Consider the following 18449-nt stretch of genomic DNA (forward strand, 5'->3'; position numbering starts at 1 on the left):
AAACTAATCGCCTATTGGCAGACATTCTGCGTAAGCATCGGCAACCAATTCAAGTATAAACCCATTTTCTATGAAAACCTTCTTACTCACTTTGTTCTGTATGTTATTCACGGCCCAGGTTTTTGCACAGTCGCCGGTGCGGTTGGCAGTGGCCGGGCTTAGCCACGGGCACGTGGACTGGCTTTTCAACCGGTCGCCGGAGAAGAAGGACATTGTGCTGGTAGGGATTTACGAGCCCAACCAGGAACTAGCCCAGAAGTACGCCAAGCGCTACAAACTGGACCAGAAACTGTTTTACTCTGATTTGGGCAAAATGCTGGACAAGACTAAACCGCAGGCGGTTTCGGCCTTCGGGGCCATCAGTGAGCACGTGACGGTAGTACGGGCCTGTGCGCCCCGCAAGATCCACGTGATGGTAGAGAAGCCGCTGGCCACCACCTTTGCCGATGCGAAAGAGATCCAGTCCTTGGCCCAGAAACACGAAATCCAGGTGCTCACCAATTTTGAGACATCGTGGTACGCCAGCAACCAGTTTGTGGGCAATCTGGTGAAGGAAGGCAAACTGGGCGAGATCAGGAAAGTGATGGTGAACGATGGGCACCAGGGACCCAAGGAGATTGGCGTGAGCAAAGAGTTCCTGGAGATTCTGACCAATCCGGAGAAAAGCGGGGCCGGGGCTCTGATGGATTTCGGGTGTTACGGCGCCAACCTCATGACCTGGCTCATGCAGGGCCAGAGACCAACGTCGGTTACGGCCGTGGTGCACCAGAACAAGCCCGAGATTTACCCGAAGGTAGACGATGAGGCCTCCATCATTCTGCAGTACCCCAAAGCCCAGTGCATCATCCAGGGATCGTGGAACTGGACCTTCGCGCGCAAAGACATGGAAGTCTACGGGAACAAAGGCTACGCCGTGGCCGTGGACGCCACTACCGTGCGGCACCGCCTGAAAGAAAGCTCGCCCGAGGAAGTCGCCAAGCTGGACCCGCGCCCGGAACCCTACGGAGATCCTTTCTCAGTGCTGGCCTCAGTGGTCACCGGTAAACTCACCCTGGACAAGAACGACCTGTATAGCCTCCCCCTCAACGTGACGGTGGTGGAGATTCTGGAGGCGGCCAAAACATCGGCGAAGCAGCATAAAACTATTTCCCTGGAATAAAGCAGCGGTTCTAGAAGCTTAAATCATGATCCGGCAGCTTCCCGTATAAGACACTTCCCTTGGCATTGCCAAACAGGAGCCTGGCCAGAAACGGCGAGGCTCTTATTTTGACTAACGTTTTTAGCATATTTTGCTAAAACATCCGGAAAACGGAAGTAAATTTGCAGCCCTCTCGCCGGAAGTAGCCGGAGGGAAGTAGGGAATGACCAGGCAAAATTGCCTTGGCTATTGCCCGGTTTAAGATCAAAAGAAGGAAACAAGATTAGTGGCTGGTACCGAACCCAAGGATTTCTTTAAGCAGAGAAGGAGCGCCCCGGAGATCAAGGAAGAGATCTTCCTGAGGTTTTTCACGGTTTGGGCCGAGACGCTTTTCTCTACCCAAACGCCTCCGGAGAAAGTGCTGCTGGTAGATGCCAGCGCGGGAGCGGCGGGTCCGGAAGAAGGAGGGATGCCTGTGGCTGGAAAGTTGCTGAAGAGCATATTCGCCACCTCGGGCGGGCGCCCGGACCTGAACAAAGCCGTGCACCCTTTCTTCTATGAAGGAAACAAAAGCCTGGCCTCGTCGCTCCCGGATGCCCTTGAAAATCTGTTCTTCTACCCAGATCTCCAGCACAAGCCCGTTTACCTGCAAACGAAAGAAAACCTGGAGGCTTTCCAGGAAGAACTGACCCAGGACGTGCCCGCCCTCTACTTCCTGGATCCCTTCGGGAACAGGTTCTCGCAGGAACTGTGGCTGCAGGGAATAGGGCAGGAAAATGCTGATTTCCTGATGCTGTTTGAGTACAAACGGTTGGCGGCGGCCTTGGGTAAAAGTGATGACCAGAGCAATCTGGCGGCTTTCCTGGGAGAAAGGTTCTCCAGGCTTAAAGCGTTTTTCGCCAAAACCAGCAGCGCCGCCAAAAAGGAAACCTTCGCCCTGAAAACCCTGGAGGAAGCCCTGCAGGAAAAAGGCCTCCAAACCTCCCGCTTCCGGGTGAACGTGCCGGGCAAAGACCAGAGCAGTCATTACCTGTTGTTCCTCTCCAGGAGTTACCTGGCGCATACCCGCTTCAAGGAACTGCTGCTGCCCTACAGCGATGTGCAGGAAGACGGGGTGCCCCTGCTGGGTGCCAACCTCAAAGCCGTCCGGCTTCTGGTGCCGGAATATTCTAAATACCTGGAGTTCTCGCTCGTGAACCTGGTAGACGACCTGCTGCAGAATGCGGCGGAGTACAACAGCATGGTGCTGGACAAAATCTACGAGAAGCACAACGTGGGTAAGAACTACTGCAAAGCCAACTACCAGACTGCTTTTGAGAAATTGAAAGAACAGGGCAAGATCACGTTGCTGAACCCTAAGACAGGCCAGGTGGTGTACAAACTCACCTCCGCCTGCCGCATTAAATTCAAACCGAACGGGAGCGTGTGAACCGTTTTCAGGCTTAGTATCCTTTCCTCTTTTGCGTTTGTTTTTCACAAGACAGGCCTAAAACAGCGGCAGGTTCGTTCTATACATATGAGCTCCTTTGGTGGCCAGAAGCCAGTCTCTTTGACTTTCAGCTAAGCCCTAACCTGGATGTTGCCCCTGCGGCCAGTCTATGTTTTAAGGGCAGAATCCTGAAAATGGCCGATGAACGCCATGTGCCTGTTTGGGCTGGCTTTCCGTGTGCTGCCGTCTGCTAGGCCGGGCATCTTTTGTTAGACATCCTTTCCTGGCATGCTTATCTTTGTATCCCAATTTGTTTTTCATGATGACCTCCGCCCCCTCTTTGTCCGCTTTTGCTGCGCTGGAAGCCTCCATGGCTGGTGAACTGTATTTTGATGATGCCTCCAGCCTGCACCAGGCGCAGAAAAGAGTCTACGCCACCGATGCCTCGGTATACCAGGAAATGCCCGTGGCCGTAGCCATTCCGCAGACAAAGGAAGACCTGCAGAAACTCATCCGCTTTGCGAACGAGCACCGAATCACCCTTATTCCGCGGGCGGCCGGTACGTCTTTGGCCGGACAGGTGGTAGGTAATGGGCTGGTGGTGGACATCTCTAAATACTTCACCCAGGTTCTGGAAGTGAACCCTCAGGAAAGTTGGGTACGGGTGCAGCCCGGCGTCATCCGCGATGACCTCAACGCCACCCTGCGGCCGCACGGCCTGCTGTTCGGACCCGAAACCTCCACTGCCAGTCGGGCGATGATTGGGGGCATGATCGGGAACAACTCCTGTGGCCTGCATTCCATTGTCTGGGGAGATACCCGTACGCACCTGCTCTCGGCCAAAGTGCTGCTCAGCGATGGCTCCGAGGCCGAGTTTAAACCCCTCACCCACGAGGAACTGCAAGAAAAACTGATCCTCCAGAACCTGGAAGGTGAGATTTACCGTCGCATGTACGGCCTCATCAAAAATGAGACAAACCGCACCGTCATTCAGCAGAACTACCCCAAGAAGACGCTCACCCGCCGCAACACCGGGTATGCCCTGGATTTCCTGGTGGATGAAGGTGCCGGTCCCGAGGGGCAGACCACGTTGGACCTTTGTAAAGTGCTGGCCGGTTCTGAGGGAACGCTCGCGTTTGTGACCGAGGCCAAACTGAACCTAATACCGCTGCCGCCCAAGGAAGAGGGTCTGGTGTGCGTGCATTTCAACTCCCTGGCCGAGGCCCTGGAAGCCAACATCATCATCCTGCGGCATCAGCCCATGTCTTCTGAACTGGTGGACAAGTACATCATGGATTTCACCAAAGGCCATCGCACCTATGACGCAAACCGGTTCTTCATCGAGGGAGATCCGGCGGCCCTGCTCATGGTAGAGTTCATGGCCGACAGCCAGGACATCATCACAGACAAAGCCGAAGCCCTGATTGCGGATCTGAAAGCCGCAGGACTTGGCTATGCCTACCCGGTAGTACGCGGCGCCTTGACCAAACCAGTGTGGGACGTTCGTAAAGCAGGTCTGGGCTTGATCCGGAACCTGCCCGGCGATACCCAACCCGTGAACCTGATTGAAGACTGCGCCGTGTCGCCTGAGGATCTGCCCGCCTACATCGCGGAACTGAATCAGGTGCTGGACAAACACCAACTGCAGGCCTCTTACTACGCCCACGCCGGCGCCGGTGAGCTGCACGTGGAGCCCATGATCAACCTCAAAACCGAGGCCGGCAAACAGGTCTTCCGGCAGGTCTTAGCCGAGACTACTGAACTAGTCAAGAAATACAATGGATCTTTGAGCGGCGAGCACGGCGACGGCCGCCTCCGTGGTGAGTTCATCCCGCAGGCTTTGGGCGCCGAGGTCTACGCCCTATTGCAAGAGGTAAAGGAGATCTTTGATCCCAGGCACATCTTCAACGCTGGCAAGATCGTGGACACGCCGCCCATGAACGAGTTCCTGCGCTACGAGGAGAAAACCCAGCGGCAGGTGATTCCGGTGGAGACGCTGTTTGATTTCTCGCAGCAGGAGGGCATCCTTCGCATGGCCGAGAAATGCTCCGGCTCCGGCGACTGCCGTAAAACACACGTGAGCGGTGGCACCATGTGCCCTAGTTACATGGCTACTCGTCAGGAAAAGGACACCACCCGCGCCCGTGCCAACATCCTGCGCCAGTTCCTCACCAATTCTGATAAAGTCAACAAGTTTGACCATAAAGAAATCAAAGAGGTGATGGATCTTTGCCTGAGCTGCAAGGCCTGCAAGTCTGAGTGCCCCAGCAGCGTGGATGTGGCCAAGATGAAAGCCGAGTTCCTGCAGCACTACCACGATGCCAACGGCGTACCGCTGCGCACGCGCATGATAGGGAATTTTACCAAGATGCAGCAACTGGCCAGTGTGGTGCCCGGCGTCTACAACTTCATGATCAAGAACCCGGTCACCAGCAAGCTGATCAAGAAAACCGTAGGTTTTGCCGTGGACCGTTCGTTGCCCGAAGTAGGTAAAATCACCCTCAGAAGCTGGTTTAAGAAGTGGCAGAAGGAGCATGCCGGAGCTGGTAAAACAGGCAAACCCGTGTACCTGTTCTGCGATGAGTTCACCAACTACAACGATGTGGAGATCGGGCAGACTACGGTGAAATTGTTGACGGCGCTGGGCTACTCCGTGCAGATTCCCAAACACCTGGAAAGCGGCCGCACCTACCTCTCCAAAGGCCTGGTGCGCGATGCCAAAGAAATAGCTATCAAAAACGTGCAGCTACTGAGCAAAGCCATGTCAAATGGTACTCCCATCATCGGGATTGAGCCCTCCGCCATTTTAACCCTGCGCGATGAGTACCTTGATTTGGTGCCAGCTGAATTGGTACCTGCTGCCCGCCAGGTGGCGGCCAATTCTTACCTTTTAGAGGAGTTTTTGCTGAAAGAGACCGAAAACGGAAACATCACCCCAGACGTGTTCACCCAGGAGAAAAAGCAGATCAAGCTGCACGGCCACTGCTACCAGAAAGCGTTGCAGGTACTCACCCCAACCCAGAAAATTCTGTTGCTCCCCCGGAACTACGAGGTAGAGATGATCCCCTCGGGCTGCTGCGGCATGGCCGGGTCCTTTGGCTACGAGGAAGAACATTACGGTGTCTCCATGCAGATTGGCGAACTGGTGCTGTTCCCGGCCGTGAGAAACGCTGCCCCGGAAGTACTCATCGCCGCCGCCGGTACCAGCTGCCGCCACCAGATCAAAGACGGCACCCACAAAAAAGCCCTGCACCCCGCCGAAATTCTGTGGCAGGCCTTGAAGAAGTAAAGCCTTTTTAAGTTGAACAGCAAAGCCTCTCCTAACCGGGAGAGGCTTTGCTGTTTTAGGGCTGTTTTGTTGAAAATAGACTCAAAATACTTGGGTATTTAAAGAGGATAGCCCAGGGCACTACAACAACTGACAAGGGATGTATCCAGGTGCTAAAAATTCTAATTATTTCAATTTCTTAGTCCTTTTTGGAGCAGGATTAATTGCTAACTTAATGCACAATTAAATCCCTATGGCCTATACCCTTACAATAAAGGACGAGACTTTCCCAGGGAAAGTGTTGCATCAAATGGAGCTTGCCTTGCAAAACGAACTGGTTACTGTGAAAGACATCATAGAAGCCAGGGTGACCAAGGAAGTAGAAGATTACAACCAGAAGTTACCCCAATATTTCAGCGGCTTGGTACAGCCTACTGACACTGAATTAACCATCAACGGTTACAAACTTAAGGAACGAAAGAAGATTGATCCGGAAAAACAGGTATTTGTAGCTTTAAATGCTTTCCAGAACAACGGGTACTTTGTATTGGTAGACAACAAACAAGCCGAGTCTTTAGAGGAAGAGGTATTGCTGACCGGTAACACTACGGTGAGTTTCCTGAAATTAACACCATTGGTAGGAGGCTGAGAAATGGGGTTTGTTGATTTCATGAAAAAAGCTCTTGGTAAGCAGGAAAGCGTAAGTTTACCTGAAGATTCTTTTGATGGTATTGTAGAAGCAGCCCGGTTAGAGGCTGTTCAAAAGTTTCAGCATTTCTGGAATGTTAAGCCGGGTGAGTTAAATGTTTATAAGGAGCAATTAGTCACATTGCCTGCAGATAGCAAAGTAGACTTCCTGCTGAATTGTATCTATAAGATATATTACTGGCAAAGTAAAAATACTTCGTATAGTTCTGATGATGTGGGGTATCAGAAGTATGCGCTCCATAATCTGTTTCTACAGGATTTATTAAGATCTAGGCTCACTCTGGCAGATGATCATATTGTTTCTTTGGCAACCCATTTTCTCAACTATCAAAAGTTTATTTGGCCTTCAATTTTAGACTGGCCATTAAGCTATTTCTTAATTCAAGTTGAAAAGAATACCAAAGGAAGAGTTATATCTGAATCGGTAAAAGAAGCCTTATTGGCTATTAAGGATGAGTTAAATAAAGTTGACTATAATTCCCGTGAAAAGGAGAAGACAAAGTCCATTAGCAAAATTGAAGAGTTACTGCATCTAGGCGAAGGAAAAGAAGAAATAAAACCGGTCTATTTTTTAGGAAAGGATAAATTCTCTGAATATGCCAATCCTATCATCAAGTTAAGATCAGAGAAGGAACTACCTGTTTGGTATAAAATACTAGCTCAAGTCCAAAGAGCATCTGGTGGAAGACCTACGCAAAAATACCAGAAAGAAAGCCAAACCTTGATAAGCACACTAGGAACTGATGCTTTCAAAGAGGTGGTGTTGGATTGGTTTAAATTTATCATCCAACTCAAAGAAAGTGAATTGGTCCAAACGCATACGTACGGTACTCAGACGTATAGTTATACAAGTTACGATTTACTTTCAACGCCAAACATAGACGCTATCAAAGGCTTGCTTTGGATGTGTGTTTCCCTAAATGATCGTACTGCTTTGGCCACAATTGCTGCGTTGGCAGAAAGGGCATACCGGAAGATTCCGGGTAAGGGTCCGGCCGCTGCCGCTGTTGGAAACGCCTGTTTATACGCCCTCTATCAGTCTGAAGGGCTGGAAGGAATCAGCCATTTATCCCGCTTAAAACTGAGAATCAGGCAAGCAAGTACCCAAGCTATGATTGAGAGATATCTGCAGGAGGCAGCCAAAGAACAAGGCATTTCAGTGCATGAGATTGAAGACTTGGCGGTAGACCAATATGAACTGGTAGACGGGCAGAGGGTTTATGAACTGGAAGGCTTTAAAGCCATTCTTGATATAGTTGCAGTGGGCAAAACTGAGTTGAGGTGGTTCAAACCAGATGGGAATCCTCAGAAATCAGTACCCACTGCGGTGAAGGAAAAGCAGGCGGCTGCCCTAAAACAGATCAAGGAAACCGCCAAGCAGGTAGAAGTTACCCTTAGTGCGCAGCGGGACCGCATAGACCGCATGTTCAAAGCCGACAGGGTTTTAACCTGGGCTTACTTCCAAAAGTACTATGCCAACCATGGTCTGCTTTCTTTCTTAACCAAGCGCCTGATCTGGTCCTTTGAGAAAGATGGAGTATCCAAAAACGTCATCTACTTCAATGGAAAATGGGTGCAGCCTGATCTAAGCGAAGTTGAACCAGACTCTGTAATCACTGTGAAACTTTGGCATCCTGCTTCTGCTTCGATTTCTGAAATCGAGGCCTGGCGCTCGTTCCTGGTGGAGCACCAGATTCTGCAACCGTTTAAGCAAGCCTATCGTGAAGTGTACCTGCTTACCGATGCGGAAATTAATACCAGAGTCTACAGCAATCGCATGGCCGCGCATCTCTTAAAACAGCACCAATTCAACTCATTGGCCAAACTAAGAGGTTGGAAGTATGCTTTGCTGGGCGCCTATGATGATGGCCGCTACAATGAGGCAGCTTCATGCCTGATCCCTGATTACCACCTTAGAGCCGAGTATTGGGTGAATGAGGTGGATGCCCAAGGTGAAATGAATGACACCGGTATCTGGAATTACATTGCTACTGACCAACTTCGGTTTGTGGATACCCAGACAAACAATGTGGTGGAGTTGATCAACATCCCCAAAGTTATTTTGTCTGAGGTCATGAGGGACGTGGATTTGTTTGTTGGCGTGGCAACCGTAGGCAATGACCCCAACTGGCAAGACAGTGGGGGAGTAGCTGCCTACCGTGACTACTGGCAAGCGTATTCCTTCGGAGAACTTTCTGAGGTAGCTAAAACCCGGAAAGAGATTCTGACACAATTGCTTCCGCGCCTGAAGTTGGCCAAAGTAGCAGAGATCAGAGACAAATTCCTGGTTGTCCGTGGCAAACTGCGCACCTATAAGATTCATTTGGGAAGCACCAATATTCTCATGGAGCCCAATGACCAATACCTATGTATTGTGCCAGACCGCAGCAAAAAAGATGTCACGCAGAATGTTTTCCTGCCTTTTGAAGGAGACACCGGTTTTTCAGTTATTCTAAGCAAAGCCATGCTTTTGGCTGAGGACGATAAAATTACAGACTCTACTATCACTTCACAGATTAAGCGGGTCTAATAAGGGCAGTATTTATAAAGCGGGGTGATGTATAGAGGCTGTTTTACAGAAAATAGCCCCTAACATCACCCCGTTCATTTCCTGATTAGTCAAATATCCACCGCGTACCACTCCGCAAAAGCGTTCTCGGTTTCCCAGAGCCGGAGGCTGTGTAATTGGGTATCCTCCGGCAGATGCGGTTGCAGTTGGCCTTTGATGTACAGCAGCAGGTTCTCACAGGTGGTGAGCAGGAGTTTATAGCCATCTTTCCCCAAAACAGAGACAAGCGCCCCAGCACTGTCTGCCCTCAGGAACAAAGCGCGATCCCATGAAAATGGCTTATTAAACTGGAGTTTAGGTAAGGTGAAGTGGCGCCTGAGCAACACAAACTTTCCTACTTTATTGGATTTGGATTACAGAACTTATGAGATTCTTTTCCAATTACTAGGATAAAATAAACCAATTGGTTTATTTGGTGCCATGAAATCAGCCCAGACCTCCAAATCCGAACGGACCCGCCAGCTTATCATTGAGAAATCGGCGGTGCTTTTCAACCAGAAAGGATTTGCAGGGACCTCGTACCAGGATTTGATGGAGGCCACCGGCGTGACCAAAGGCTGCCTATATGGGCACTTCGGGAGCAAGGACGAGCTGGCCGTGGCCGCTTTTGAGTTTGCGGCCCAGACCTTGATTGAGCGGGTAGGCAATGCCATGGCGTCTTATGAGCAAGCCGATGACCGCCTGCGGGCCCTGCTGTATTTCTACCGCCATTACCTCACCAACCCCATCATCGCCGGTGGGTGTCCTTTGCTGAATACCGCTGTGGAAGCCGATGACAACCATCCTGCCCTGCACGAACGTGTGGTTCACGTTCTCAACCGGCTCCATAAAGGCGTTAGAAACCTGATAGACCTGGGCAAAGAGCAAGGCGCTTTCAATGCTTCCGCTGATACGCATGCTATCGCCACTTTTTTCATCTCCACCGTGGAGGGCGGCATTCTGCTGGCCAAAGCCTACGGTGACGAAAAGCCCCTGCAAACCGTGTTGGACCAACTGGAACGCTGGTTGCAACTGGAGCTGGGCTCCTTCTAGATTTATCTAAAGTACTTATCTTCTGAACCCCCTTAAAACTATGATTCCAAAAACCGATTCTCCCAAACCACAGGTGCTGGAAAGCCAGACCCGCATCCGTTTTGACCACTGCGACCCCTTCGGGCATCTTAACAACAGCGCCTTCCTGAACTACTTCCAGAACGAGCGCGAAGACCAGGTAGAGGCTGCCTATGGGCTGGACATCCACGCTTTCTTCCGGACGACCGGGCGGGCCTGGGTAGTGGGGCAGAACCAGATTGTGTATTTGAATCCGGCCGTAGTTCGGGAATTGGTAACCATCCAGACCAGCATCCGGCACGTCACTGATAGCAGCATGCTGGTGGAGCATTTGATGCTGGACGAGAAAAAGGAGAAGCTGAAAGCGGTGCTCTGGACCAAATTCGTGTACATAGACGTGCGCAAAACCTCCCGGGCTACGCATGAACCAGAACTGATGGAGCTGTTTGAGGAGGTAGTAGTGCAGGAAGAAACGCCCGCCTTGTTTGAAGACCGCGTGAAGCAACTTCGCGAGCAAATGAAGGTGGTGGGTGCCAAATAAGCATGAAAAAGAGAACTCTGTTTGAGGCACTATTTTTGAAAAACAGGCCTTAAATGGATTTCTCCTTTCTTTTTGAATTACTCCTGGGGTAAGGCCACTACCGTTCGCTCCCACGATCCTTTCAGGATGACAACAAAGAGAAAGGCTGAAGGGGATATTTCGCCGTTGTTGGTGATAACACCAACAACGGCAGCATACGGTAGCATCACCAACAGCGGCAGTAAAGCAAAATAAGCCACCAAATTATAAATGCATTTAAGGTCTGTTTTTCCAGAAACAGGCTTTAAATGGATTTAGACATTGTCCTTTTCAGTAAGCCAATCCTGGATCAGTTGGTAAGAAATGGAAAGGGCCGGCGGGAGTTTGATCTCGCCGGAAGTTACGAGTTCTTTCAACTCCTGGCGGGTGAACCAGCGGGCGTCCTCAATTTCCTGTGGGTCAAGGTGTAGGTTGGTACTTTCTACCTCGGCGGTGAAGCCCACCATGATGGAGGCCGGGAAAGGCCAGGGCTGCGAAGAATGGTACTGGACCACATTCGCCTTTAAGCCTATCTCTTCCTGCACCTCGCGGGCCACGGCATGCTCCAGGGTCTCACCGGGCTCCAGGAAACCCGCGATGGAGGCGTACATGCCTTGGGGCCAGGAAGCTTGCCGCGCCAGCAGGCCTTTGTCCTGGCAGGTGACCATGGTAATCACGGCTGTATCAGTGCGGGGAAAATGATGGGTATGGCATTCTGGGTTGGTGCACTGGCGCATGTGGCCGGCTTCTTCGGAAAGGGTAGGGTCGCCGCAAACGCCGCAAAATTGATGCTGCCGGTTCCAGTACAACATGGCCTTGGCATAGGCCAGCAATGAACTGTCGGGGCGGGGGATTTGCAGGGTAGCCTCGCGCAGGTCCTGGAAGGTTGCGGAGGCCAGGAGTAAACCGTTCGTTTTTGGTAAATCCACCGCAAAGTAGGCGCGCTCTTCTCTTACCCCCAGCAGTACCGGCGCAATGGGCAAATCCTGGACCTGAAGATCATGGGCAGAAAGTGGCACCAGTTGGCGTTCTTCCGTGAGCAGCGGCTGTAGGTTCTGGAACGGGAGAAATACTGAGCCGGGATCTGTAAGGCGAGCTTCCAGCCAGGAGGCATCTTTTCTGAGCAGGTGCACCCGGTCCAGGTTTTCCTCCCCAAAGAAATTGCGCGCCGATAGGGTAAGGTTGTTTCGCATGGCCATGGTCTGATGCCTGAAAAAAGAAAGCGTTTCGGAGCTGTTTCACCTAAAACAGCCCCGAAACGCTTCTGTACTAAAAGAAAGGTCTACAGGTTGAGCGTGCCGGCAATTTCCTTCAAGGCTACCTCGCCAATTTTGGCCTGGTACTGTGCGTTGCTGAATCTCACGGTGGCGTTCACGTAGTTTAACTGGGCCTCGCGCACCTCCACGGTGGTGATGCTTCCCAGTCTGAATTTCTCCAGAGTGATGTCCAGGTTCTGCCGCGCAATGCGGCGGTTGTTCTCTTCCAGGCGCACCAGGCTCAGGTTGGTCAGGTACGTTTGGAACGCGGAGGCCAGCTGAGCGTTGATGTTCTGGTTGATCTGCTCGTACTCCAACTGGGCGCTGTTGATCAGGATGTTGGCGTTCTGCTCATTTCGCCGTTGGTTAAACCCGCTGAAAATAGGCACCGAGGCCGTTACGCCGTACGTCAGGCCGTTTCCTGTGGAAAGCGTGGAGAAACCCAGCGCCGAGCGGTTGCGGTTGAAGTTGTAGCCCGTGTTCAGCCCGATGACCGGGTAGCGGTTAGCCCTTACCTGCTTCGCATCCAGTTCCACAATGCGGCGGTTGAGCACTGCGGCCTTTAAAGAGGGGTTCTGCTGTGCGGCCTGCGCCGACAGCCCGGCCAGGGTCAGCTGGTCATCAATCATGATATCATCTGGCACGCTGAAGGTGATGTTCACATCGCGCACCAGCAACTCATTCATCCTGATCTGGGTGTTGCGGTACAGCTCCTGCTGGCGCAAAAGGTTAGTGGTATCGGTGTTGAAGTCTACCTGGGCGTTGAGCACTTCCAAGCGGGCCGCTTTCCCAATCTCAAACCGGTTCTGGGCGGTGTTCACCCGCAGGCGTGAGATAGAAATGGCGGTATCATAGGCCCTTAATTGATGCTGCTGTTGCACCAGTTCATAGAACGTGCTCATGACATCGGCCACCCGCGAAAGAATGGTCAGCTGCAGGTTGGTCTCGCCCAGTTTCTGCAGTTCCTGCAATTGCTCATAGCGGGCAAACATGGCAAAGCCGTTGAAAACCGTCCAGTTCAAGCCCACGCCGCCGTTAAGGGTAGAGCCCTGGCCCCAGCTTACCTCATTTACCTGGCCATCTGCCCGGGTTTGGGTACTGTTCTGAATGGTGCGGTTGTTGGTGAGGTTGGCGGAAACGTTGGGCAGCATGCCGGCGTTGCCGCGGGTCACGTTGTTCTCGGCAATACGCCGGTCATTGGCAGATAACTTGATGTCATAGTTGCGTTCTAGCGCAATTCTTACGGCATCTTCCAGGGTCAGGAGTTCCTGGGCCTTGGCCTCACCCGCCCCAAAGAGCAAGGTGAGCAGCAAAAGGCTCAGGAAACCAAATCTATATTGTAGCATAAAGGATTTTCTTCGATCAAATAATTAGTGAGCCACGGCTTTCTCGTACTCTTCAATGTGGTCAAACTCCGGATGGTGTTTGCGTTCTTTAGACCACATGGAGTAGATGGCCGGAATGATGAACAGGGTCAAAACCAGCGAGAAGATGGTACCGCCCACAATCACCACCCCCATACCAATCCGGCTCTGCGCCGCGGCACCCAAAGCAAGGGCAATGGGCAAGGCGCCCAGGGCAATGGCCAAACTAGTCATCAGGATGGGGCGCAGACGGGCCTCAGAGGCTTCAATGATGGCGTCCATCTTAGACTTGCCTTCCTCACGCAGCTGGTTCGCAAACTCCACAATAAGGATACCGTTCTTCGTCACCAGCCCGATGAGCATGATGGTCCCGATCTGGCTGAAGATGTTCCAGGTTTGCCCGAATAGCCACAGGGAGAGCATGGCCCCGGCTACCGCCATTGGTACCGTCAAGATGATAATGAACGGGTCAATGAAGCTCTCAAACTGAGCAGCCAGGATGAGGTAAATCAGCAACAAGGCCAACCCGAAGGCGAACATGGTGTTGGAACCACTTTCCACGAAGTCACGGGACTCCCCACCTAAGTCGGTAGAGAAGGTCTCATCCAGCACCTGGGCTTTGATGCGGTCCATGGCCTCAATTCCGTCACCAATACTTTTGCCCGGCGCCAGACCGGCAGAAACCGTCGCAGACATGTAGCGGTTGTTGTGGTACAGCTGCGGCGGACTGCTGCGTTCTTCCATGGTCACCAGGTTGTCCAACTGAATCAACTGGCCGGTGGAGCTGCGCACGAAAAGGGAGGTCAAGTCCATAGGATCGTTACGGTCTGGGCGGTCAAACTGACCCATGACCTGGTATTGGCGTCCGTTCATCAAAAAATACCCGAAACGCTGGCCACTCAAAGACAATTGCAGCGTCTGCGCCACGTCAATCACCGATACGCCTAAGCTCTGGGCTTTCTCGCGGTCAATAGAGATGTTGATCTCCGGTTTGTTGAATTTCAGGTTTACATCGGCCATCACAAACGTGGGATCGTTGTTCACGGCTTCCATGAATTGCGGGATCTTCTCCTGCAGTTTCTGGAAGTTAGGCGCCTGAATGATATACTGGATAGGCTGCCCGCCCCGGCGGTTCACCGAGATGGTAGGCTGCTGAATCACGTTGGTCCGGGCCTCAGGGAAGCGGCGCACCACTTTGGAAAGCTGATCAGCGATCTCTTTCTGGGAGCGCTCGCGTTCTTCCTGTGGTTTCAAAGCCAGACGCATCATCCCGCTGTTCACTGATCCAGAGCCCCCGAAACCAGGCGAAGTAATCACCAGGTTCACTTGTTTTTCGGGCACAGAATCTTCTACTACGGCGGTCAGTTCCTGCATGAAACGGTCCATGTATTCATAAGAGGCACCCTCAGGAGCGGTGGCCGAGATGCGGAGCATGCTGCGGTCATCATAAGGAGCGGTTTCTTTCTGCAGGATGTTATAGAACAAGGCAATCAGGCCCAGACACACCAGAATGATAGGGAAGCTCAGCCACTTCCGCTTCATGAAGTTCGTCAGCGCCTCGGCGTAACCAGAATTCATTTTCTGGAAGAACGGCTCGGTCCACTCGTAGAACTTGGAGCGTTTGTGCACACCGCCTTTCATGAGGTACGCGTTCAGCATAGGCGTCAAGGTCAGGGACACGAACGCCGAGATCAACACGGCCGCGCCAATCACCACCCCGAACTCGCGGAACAACCTGCCCACGAAACCTTCCAGGAAGATAACCGGCAGGAACACCGCCGCCAGCGTGATGGAGATGGAAATAACTGCCAGGAAAATCTCATTAGAGCCCTTAATGGCTGCCTCAATGGGCGACATGCCTTCCTCTACTTTTTTGTAGATGTTCTCGGTCACCACAATACCGTCATCCACCACCAGACCCGTCGCCAGCACTATGGCCAGCAGGGTCAACACGTTGATGGAGAAACCAGCCAGGTACATGATGAAGAACGTGGCAATCAAAGACACCGGAATGTCTATCAACGGACGGAAGGCGATGCCCCAGTCCCGGAAGAACAGGTAGATGATCAGGATTACCAGCACCAGGGAGATGAGGATGGTCTCGGCCACCTCGGTCACGGATTTCTTGATGAACAGGGTGTTGTCCATCGCGATGTCCAGCTTCAGGTCATCTGGTAGCTCTTTTTTGAGCTTGTCAAACTGGTCGTAGAAATTGCCGGCAATCTCCAGGTAGTTGGTACCCGGCTGCGGGATAATGGCCATCCCCACCATAGGCACACCCGATTCCGTCATTTTGGTTTCCAGGTTCTCAGGACCCAATTCTGCGTGCCCAATGTCGCTGAAACGGGTGATGGTCTCGCCTTCAGAGGAGATGATCAGGTCATTGAACTGCTGCTCGTTAGACAGGTTACCCAGGGTTCTTACCGTCAGTTCGGTGTTCTGGCCACTCACTTTACCCGTAGGCAATTCCACGTTCTGGCGGTTGAGCGCGGTGCGCACATCGGCCACGGTTAAGCCGTAGGAGGCCAGTTTCATGGGATCTAGCCACAGACGCATGGCGTAGCGCTTCTGTCCCCAGATCTGGATGCTACTCACGCCCGGAATGGTTTGCAGACGCTGCGAGATCACGTTCTCGGCGAAGTCGGAAAGCTGTAGCGCATCGCGCTTCTCACTGCGCACCGTCATGGTGATGATGGGCTCAGAGTCAGCGTCGGCTTTGGAAACCACGGGTGGCGCGTCAATGTCCTCAGGAAGGCTTCTCACCGCCTGCGATACCTTGTCGCGCACGTCATTGGCGGCTTCTTCCAGGTTTTTCTCCAGGTTGAACTCAATATTGATGTTGCTTCTCCCTTGGTTACTGGACGAGGAGATGTTCCGGATGCCGTCAATGGAGTTGATGGCTTTCTCCAGGGGCTCGGTGATCTGCGACTCAATGATGTCTGAGTTGGCGCCGGAATAGCTCGTGCTCACCGACACAATGGCCGGGTCAATGGACGGGTATTCCCGAATCCCCAGGAACGTGTACCCAATCACCCCAAACAACATGAGGAGCAGGTTCAACACGATCGTAAAGACGGGCCGTTTTATACTTGTGGTGGATAAACTCATTTCTTAAGCGTTTTTTATTTCTCGGTCAGGGCCACTTTCACCGGGCTTCCTGATTTCAAAGACATTACTCCGGTGGTTAACACGGTGTCACCGGCGCTCAGGCCAGATGTCACCAGCAGGTCTTTCTCGGTGCGGGTGCTGGTCTCAATCATCACTTCCTTGGCTTTACCGTTCTGGGAGATGAACACTTTTTTACCGTTCTGCACCGGAACCACGGCTTGCGTTGGAATCAGGAGGGCGTCTGGTATAACCGTGAGCGGCAGCTGAATGTTTGCGAAAGAGCCTGGTAACAAGGCACCGTTGGGGTTGTTGGCCCGGGCCCGCAGTTGCAGGGTACGGGTGGCGGCTTCAATGCTGGGCTCAATGGCGTACACCTTTGCCGTGTATTTCTCCGGTGAACCAGCCACCGTGAAGGTCAGCTCTGTGTTTTGCTTTACCTGACCAGCGTATTTCTCCGGTACCGCAAAGGTGATCTTGATGGGGTTGATGTTCACCAGGTTGGTTACCACCGTCTCAGGAGACAGGAAGCTACCCACTGAAACGGCTCTTAAACCCACTTTGCCAGAAAACGGCGCTGTGATGGAGGTTTTGGCTAGCTGTGCGCGTACCAGTTGGATCTGGGCCTGGGCGGTCTTCAGTTCGGCGCGGGCCACGTCATATTCCTCCCGGCTGATGGCTTCTTTCTCCAGCAAAAGGCGGGCGCGTCTTTCGTTCTCGGCGGCCAGCGTTTGGCGGGTCTGGGCCTGGGCCAATTGGGCGCGCAATTCAGAGTCGTCTATCTTCACCAGGACCTGGCCTTTGCTTACGTTGCTGCCTTCCTGGAAAAAGATGCCGCGAACCAGCCCGGAAACTTGGCCTCTTACTTCTACCTGCTCGTTGGCTTCAATGGAACCGGTCACGGAAAGCGAGTTGGCAAACTCCTGCGGGGTGGCTACTACGCCACTTACGCGCATGGCCGGGGCGCCTTTGCCTCCGGGGCCACCTGGTCCGCCCGGACCTCTGCCGCCTCCGCCACCCGGGCCACCGGCACCAGCCTCGGCTTTGTTGCTTGATATGCGGTAATACACTAAAGCCCCGAAACCAAGGATAAGCAGTGCATAGACAATGTGTTTTATTTTCATAGAATTGGTGGTACTAGACTCTCTCGTTTGTAATTAAACAGGTGGATACTATGGTTTTGTTTTACGTCAGGAACCAGTTTTAGCCACAGGTAAGATATTGATAACCTTAAGCTATAGCCGGTAGGTTCCGCTGGCCTGAAAGAAGTGACCGGGCAACCTGACCATGGCGCTTCTATTCTTCTTCGGTTCTGCCGGAAATGGTTATTAGTTGGGCGCGAGGGCTGCGGTTGCAGAGGATTGAGGTTTACCGGGCGGTAAATTGCCAGCAGGCTGGACTTTCAATGGGCAGAGGGGTGTATGGGTCATTCCGGGTTCAGGTTTGGGGGATGGTATAAATGGCAATTAGCCGCCGGGCCAGAGGCAAAGTCTCTTGGCCTACCGGGCGGCAGGTAAATTTATCGCGTTTTTTGGCTATTTTTAGAAATTAGACCTAAAAACAAGGGGAAGGTTTAAAAGAGTGGCAGAAAAAAATAGGCAATTGCGTTTTAGGCCCGTTTCTTTCAAACCATCCCTTAAATGAATGCTTTATGCCTAAAACAGATGCCTCAGAGAAGAGGACTAACTTTTTCCAGGATGTCTACGAAGTGGTGAAACTGATTCCGCCGGGGCGGGTGACTTCTTACGGGGCCATCGCGTCTTACCTGGGCGCGAAGGGCTCGGCCCGCATGGTGGGCTGGGCGCTCATCGCCTCGCATTCGCAGCACGGCATCCCGGCGTACCGCGTGGTCAACCGCAACGGCATGCTCACGGGCAAACAGCATTTTGAGTCTTTTGACGCCATGCAGGCGCACCTGGAAAGCGAGGGAATCAAGATCAAAGATGACCAGGTGCAGGATTTTGACAAGCTTTTCTGGGACCCGGCCAAAGAGTTGCTGTAAT

13 protein-coding genes are annotated in these 18449 nt (G+C 52.4%); 8 read left to right on the forward strand and 5 right to left on the reverse strand.

The annotated features are described in order from the left end of the window. Positions 1-70: 70 nt before the first annotated feature. From J3P35_RS08575 to J3P35_RS08595, 5 genes are all read left to right on the forward strand, one after another. On the forward strand, positions 71-1159 hold the full coding sequence (locus J3P35_RS08575) for a Gfo/Idh/MocA family protein (RefSeq protein WP_210463910.1): 1089 nt from the start codon (positions 71-73) through the stop codon (positions 1157-1159). Between the two features lie 265 nt (positions 1160-1424). Further along, positions 1425-2567, forward strand: coding sequence for a class I SAM-dependent methyltransferase (locus J3P35_RS08580; protein ID WP_210463911.1), 1143 nt, complete (start codon positions 1425-1427; stop codon positions 2565-2567). Positions 2568-2886: 319 nt separating this feature from the next. Continuing rightward, positions 2887-5856, forward strand: a complete 2970-nt coding sequence (locus tag J3P35_RS08585) for an FAD-binding and (Fe-S)-binding domain-containing protein (RefSeq protein WP_210463912.1) — start codon at positions 2887-2889, stop codon at positions 5854-5856. 232 nt (positions 5857-6088) lie between these two features. Then, positions 6089-6484: a hypothetical protein gene (locus J3P35_RS08590; protein ID WP_210463913.1), complete on the forward strand. Its 396-nt coding sequence runs from the start codon at positions 6089-6091 to the stop codon at positions 6482-6484. A 21-nt stretch (positions 6485-6505) separates the two neighbouring features. Then, the gene (locus J3P35_RS08595; protein WP_210463914.1) at positions 6506-9073 is read left to right on the forward strand and encodes a DUF4132 domain-containing protein; all 2568 of its coding nucleotides are present in this window, start codon (positions 6506-6508) and stop codon (positions 9071-9073) included. Positions 9074-9162: 89 nt separating this feature from the next. Here J3P35_RS08595 and J3P35_RS08600 read toward each other — a convergent pair whose 3' ends face one another. Further along, a complete protein-coding gene (locus J3P35_RS08600) occupies positions 9163-9369 on the reverse strand; it encodes a 6-pyruvoyl trahydropterin synthase family protein (protein ID WP_246850038.1) in 207 nt (68 codons plus the stop codon). A 163-nt stretch (positions 9370-9532) separates the two neighbouring features. On the opposite strand from J3P35_RS08600, the gene J3P35_RS08605 reads away from it, so the two are divergent. Continuing rightward, entirely contained in the window at positions 9533-10144 is a 612-nt protein-coding gene (locus J3P35_RS08605; protein ID WP_210463916.1) for a TetR/AcrR family transcriptional regulator, read from the forward strand. A gap of 40 nt (positions 10145-10184) precedes the next feature. Beyond that, positions 10185-10703 (forward strand): acyl-CoA thioesterase, encoded by a 519-nt coding sequence (locus tag J3P35_RS08610; RefSeq protein ID WP_210463917.1) that lies wholly within the window; start codon positions 10185-10187, stop codon positions 10701-10703. Positions 10704-10996: 293 nt separating this feature from the next. Here J3P35_RS08610 and nudC read toward each other — a convergent pair whose 3' ends face one another. From nudC to J3P35_RS08630, 4 genes are all read right to left on the reverse strand, one after another. Further along, entirely contained in the window at positions 10997-11914 is a 918-nt protein-coding gene (nudC, locus tag J3P35_RS08615) for an NAD(+) diphosphatase (RefSeq protein WP_210463918.1), read from the reverse strand. Positions 11915-12003: 89 nt separating this feature from the next. After that, positions 12004-13323 (reverse strand): TolC family protein, encoded by a 1320-nt coding sequence (locus J3P35_RS08620; RefSeq protein WP_210463919.1) that lies wholly within the window; start codon positions 13321-13323, stop codon positions 12004-12006. A gap of 24 nt (positions 13324-13347) precedes the next feature. Continuing rightward, positions 13348-16449: an efflux RND transporter permease subunit gene (locus J3P35_RS08625; RefSeq protein WP_210463920.1), complete on the reverse strand. Its 3102-nt coding sequence runs from the start codon at positions 16447-16449 to the stop codon at positions 13348-13350. Positions 16450-16463: 14 nt separating this feature from the next. Continuing rightward, positions 16464-17570: an efflux RND transporter periplasmic adaptor subunit gene (locus J3P35_RS08630; RefSeq protein WP_210463921.1), complete on the reverse strand. Its 1107-nt coding sequence runs from the start codon at positions 17568-17570 to the stop codon at positions 16464-16466. A 527-nt stretch (positions 17571-18097) separates the two neighbouring features. Here J3P35_RS08630 and J3P35_RS08635 point away from each other — a divergent pair. Further along, complete coding sequence (locus J3P35_RS08635; protein WP_210463922.1) at positions 18098-18448, forward strand: MGMT family protein; 351 nt, start codon at positions 18098-18100, stop codon at positions 18446-18448. Position 18449 lies beyond the last annotated feature (1 nt).

It is taken from the genome of Rufibacter roseolus, assembly GCF_017916365.1.
GTDB classification, from domain to species: Bacteria; Bacteroidota; Bacteroidia; order Cytophagales; family Hymenobacteraceae; genus Nibribacter; species Nibribacter roseolus.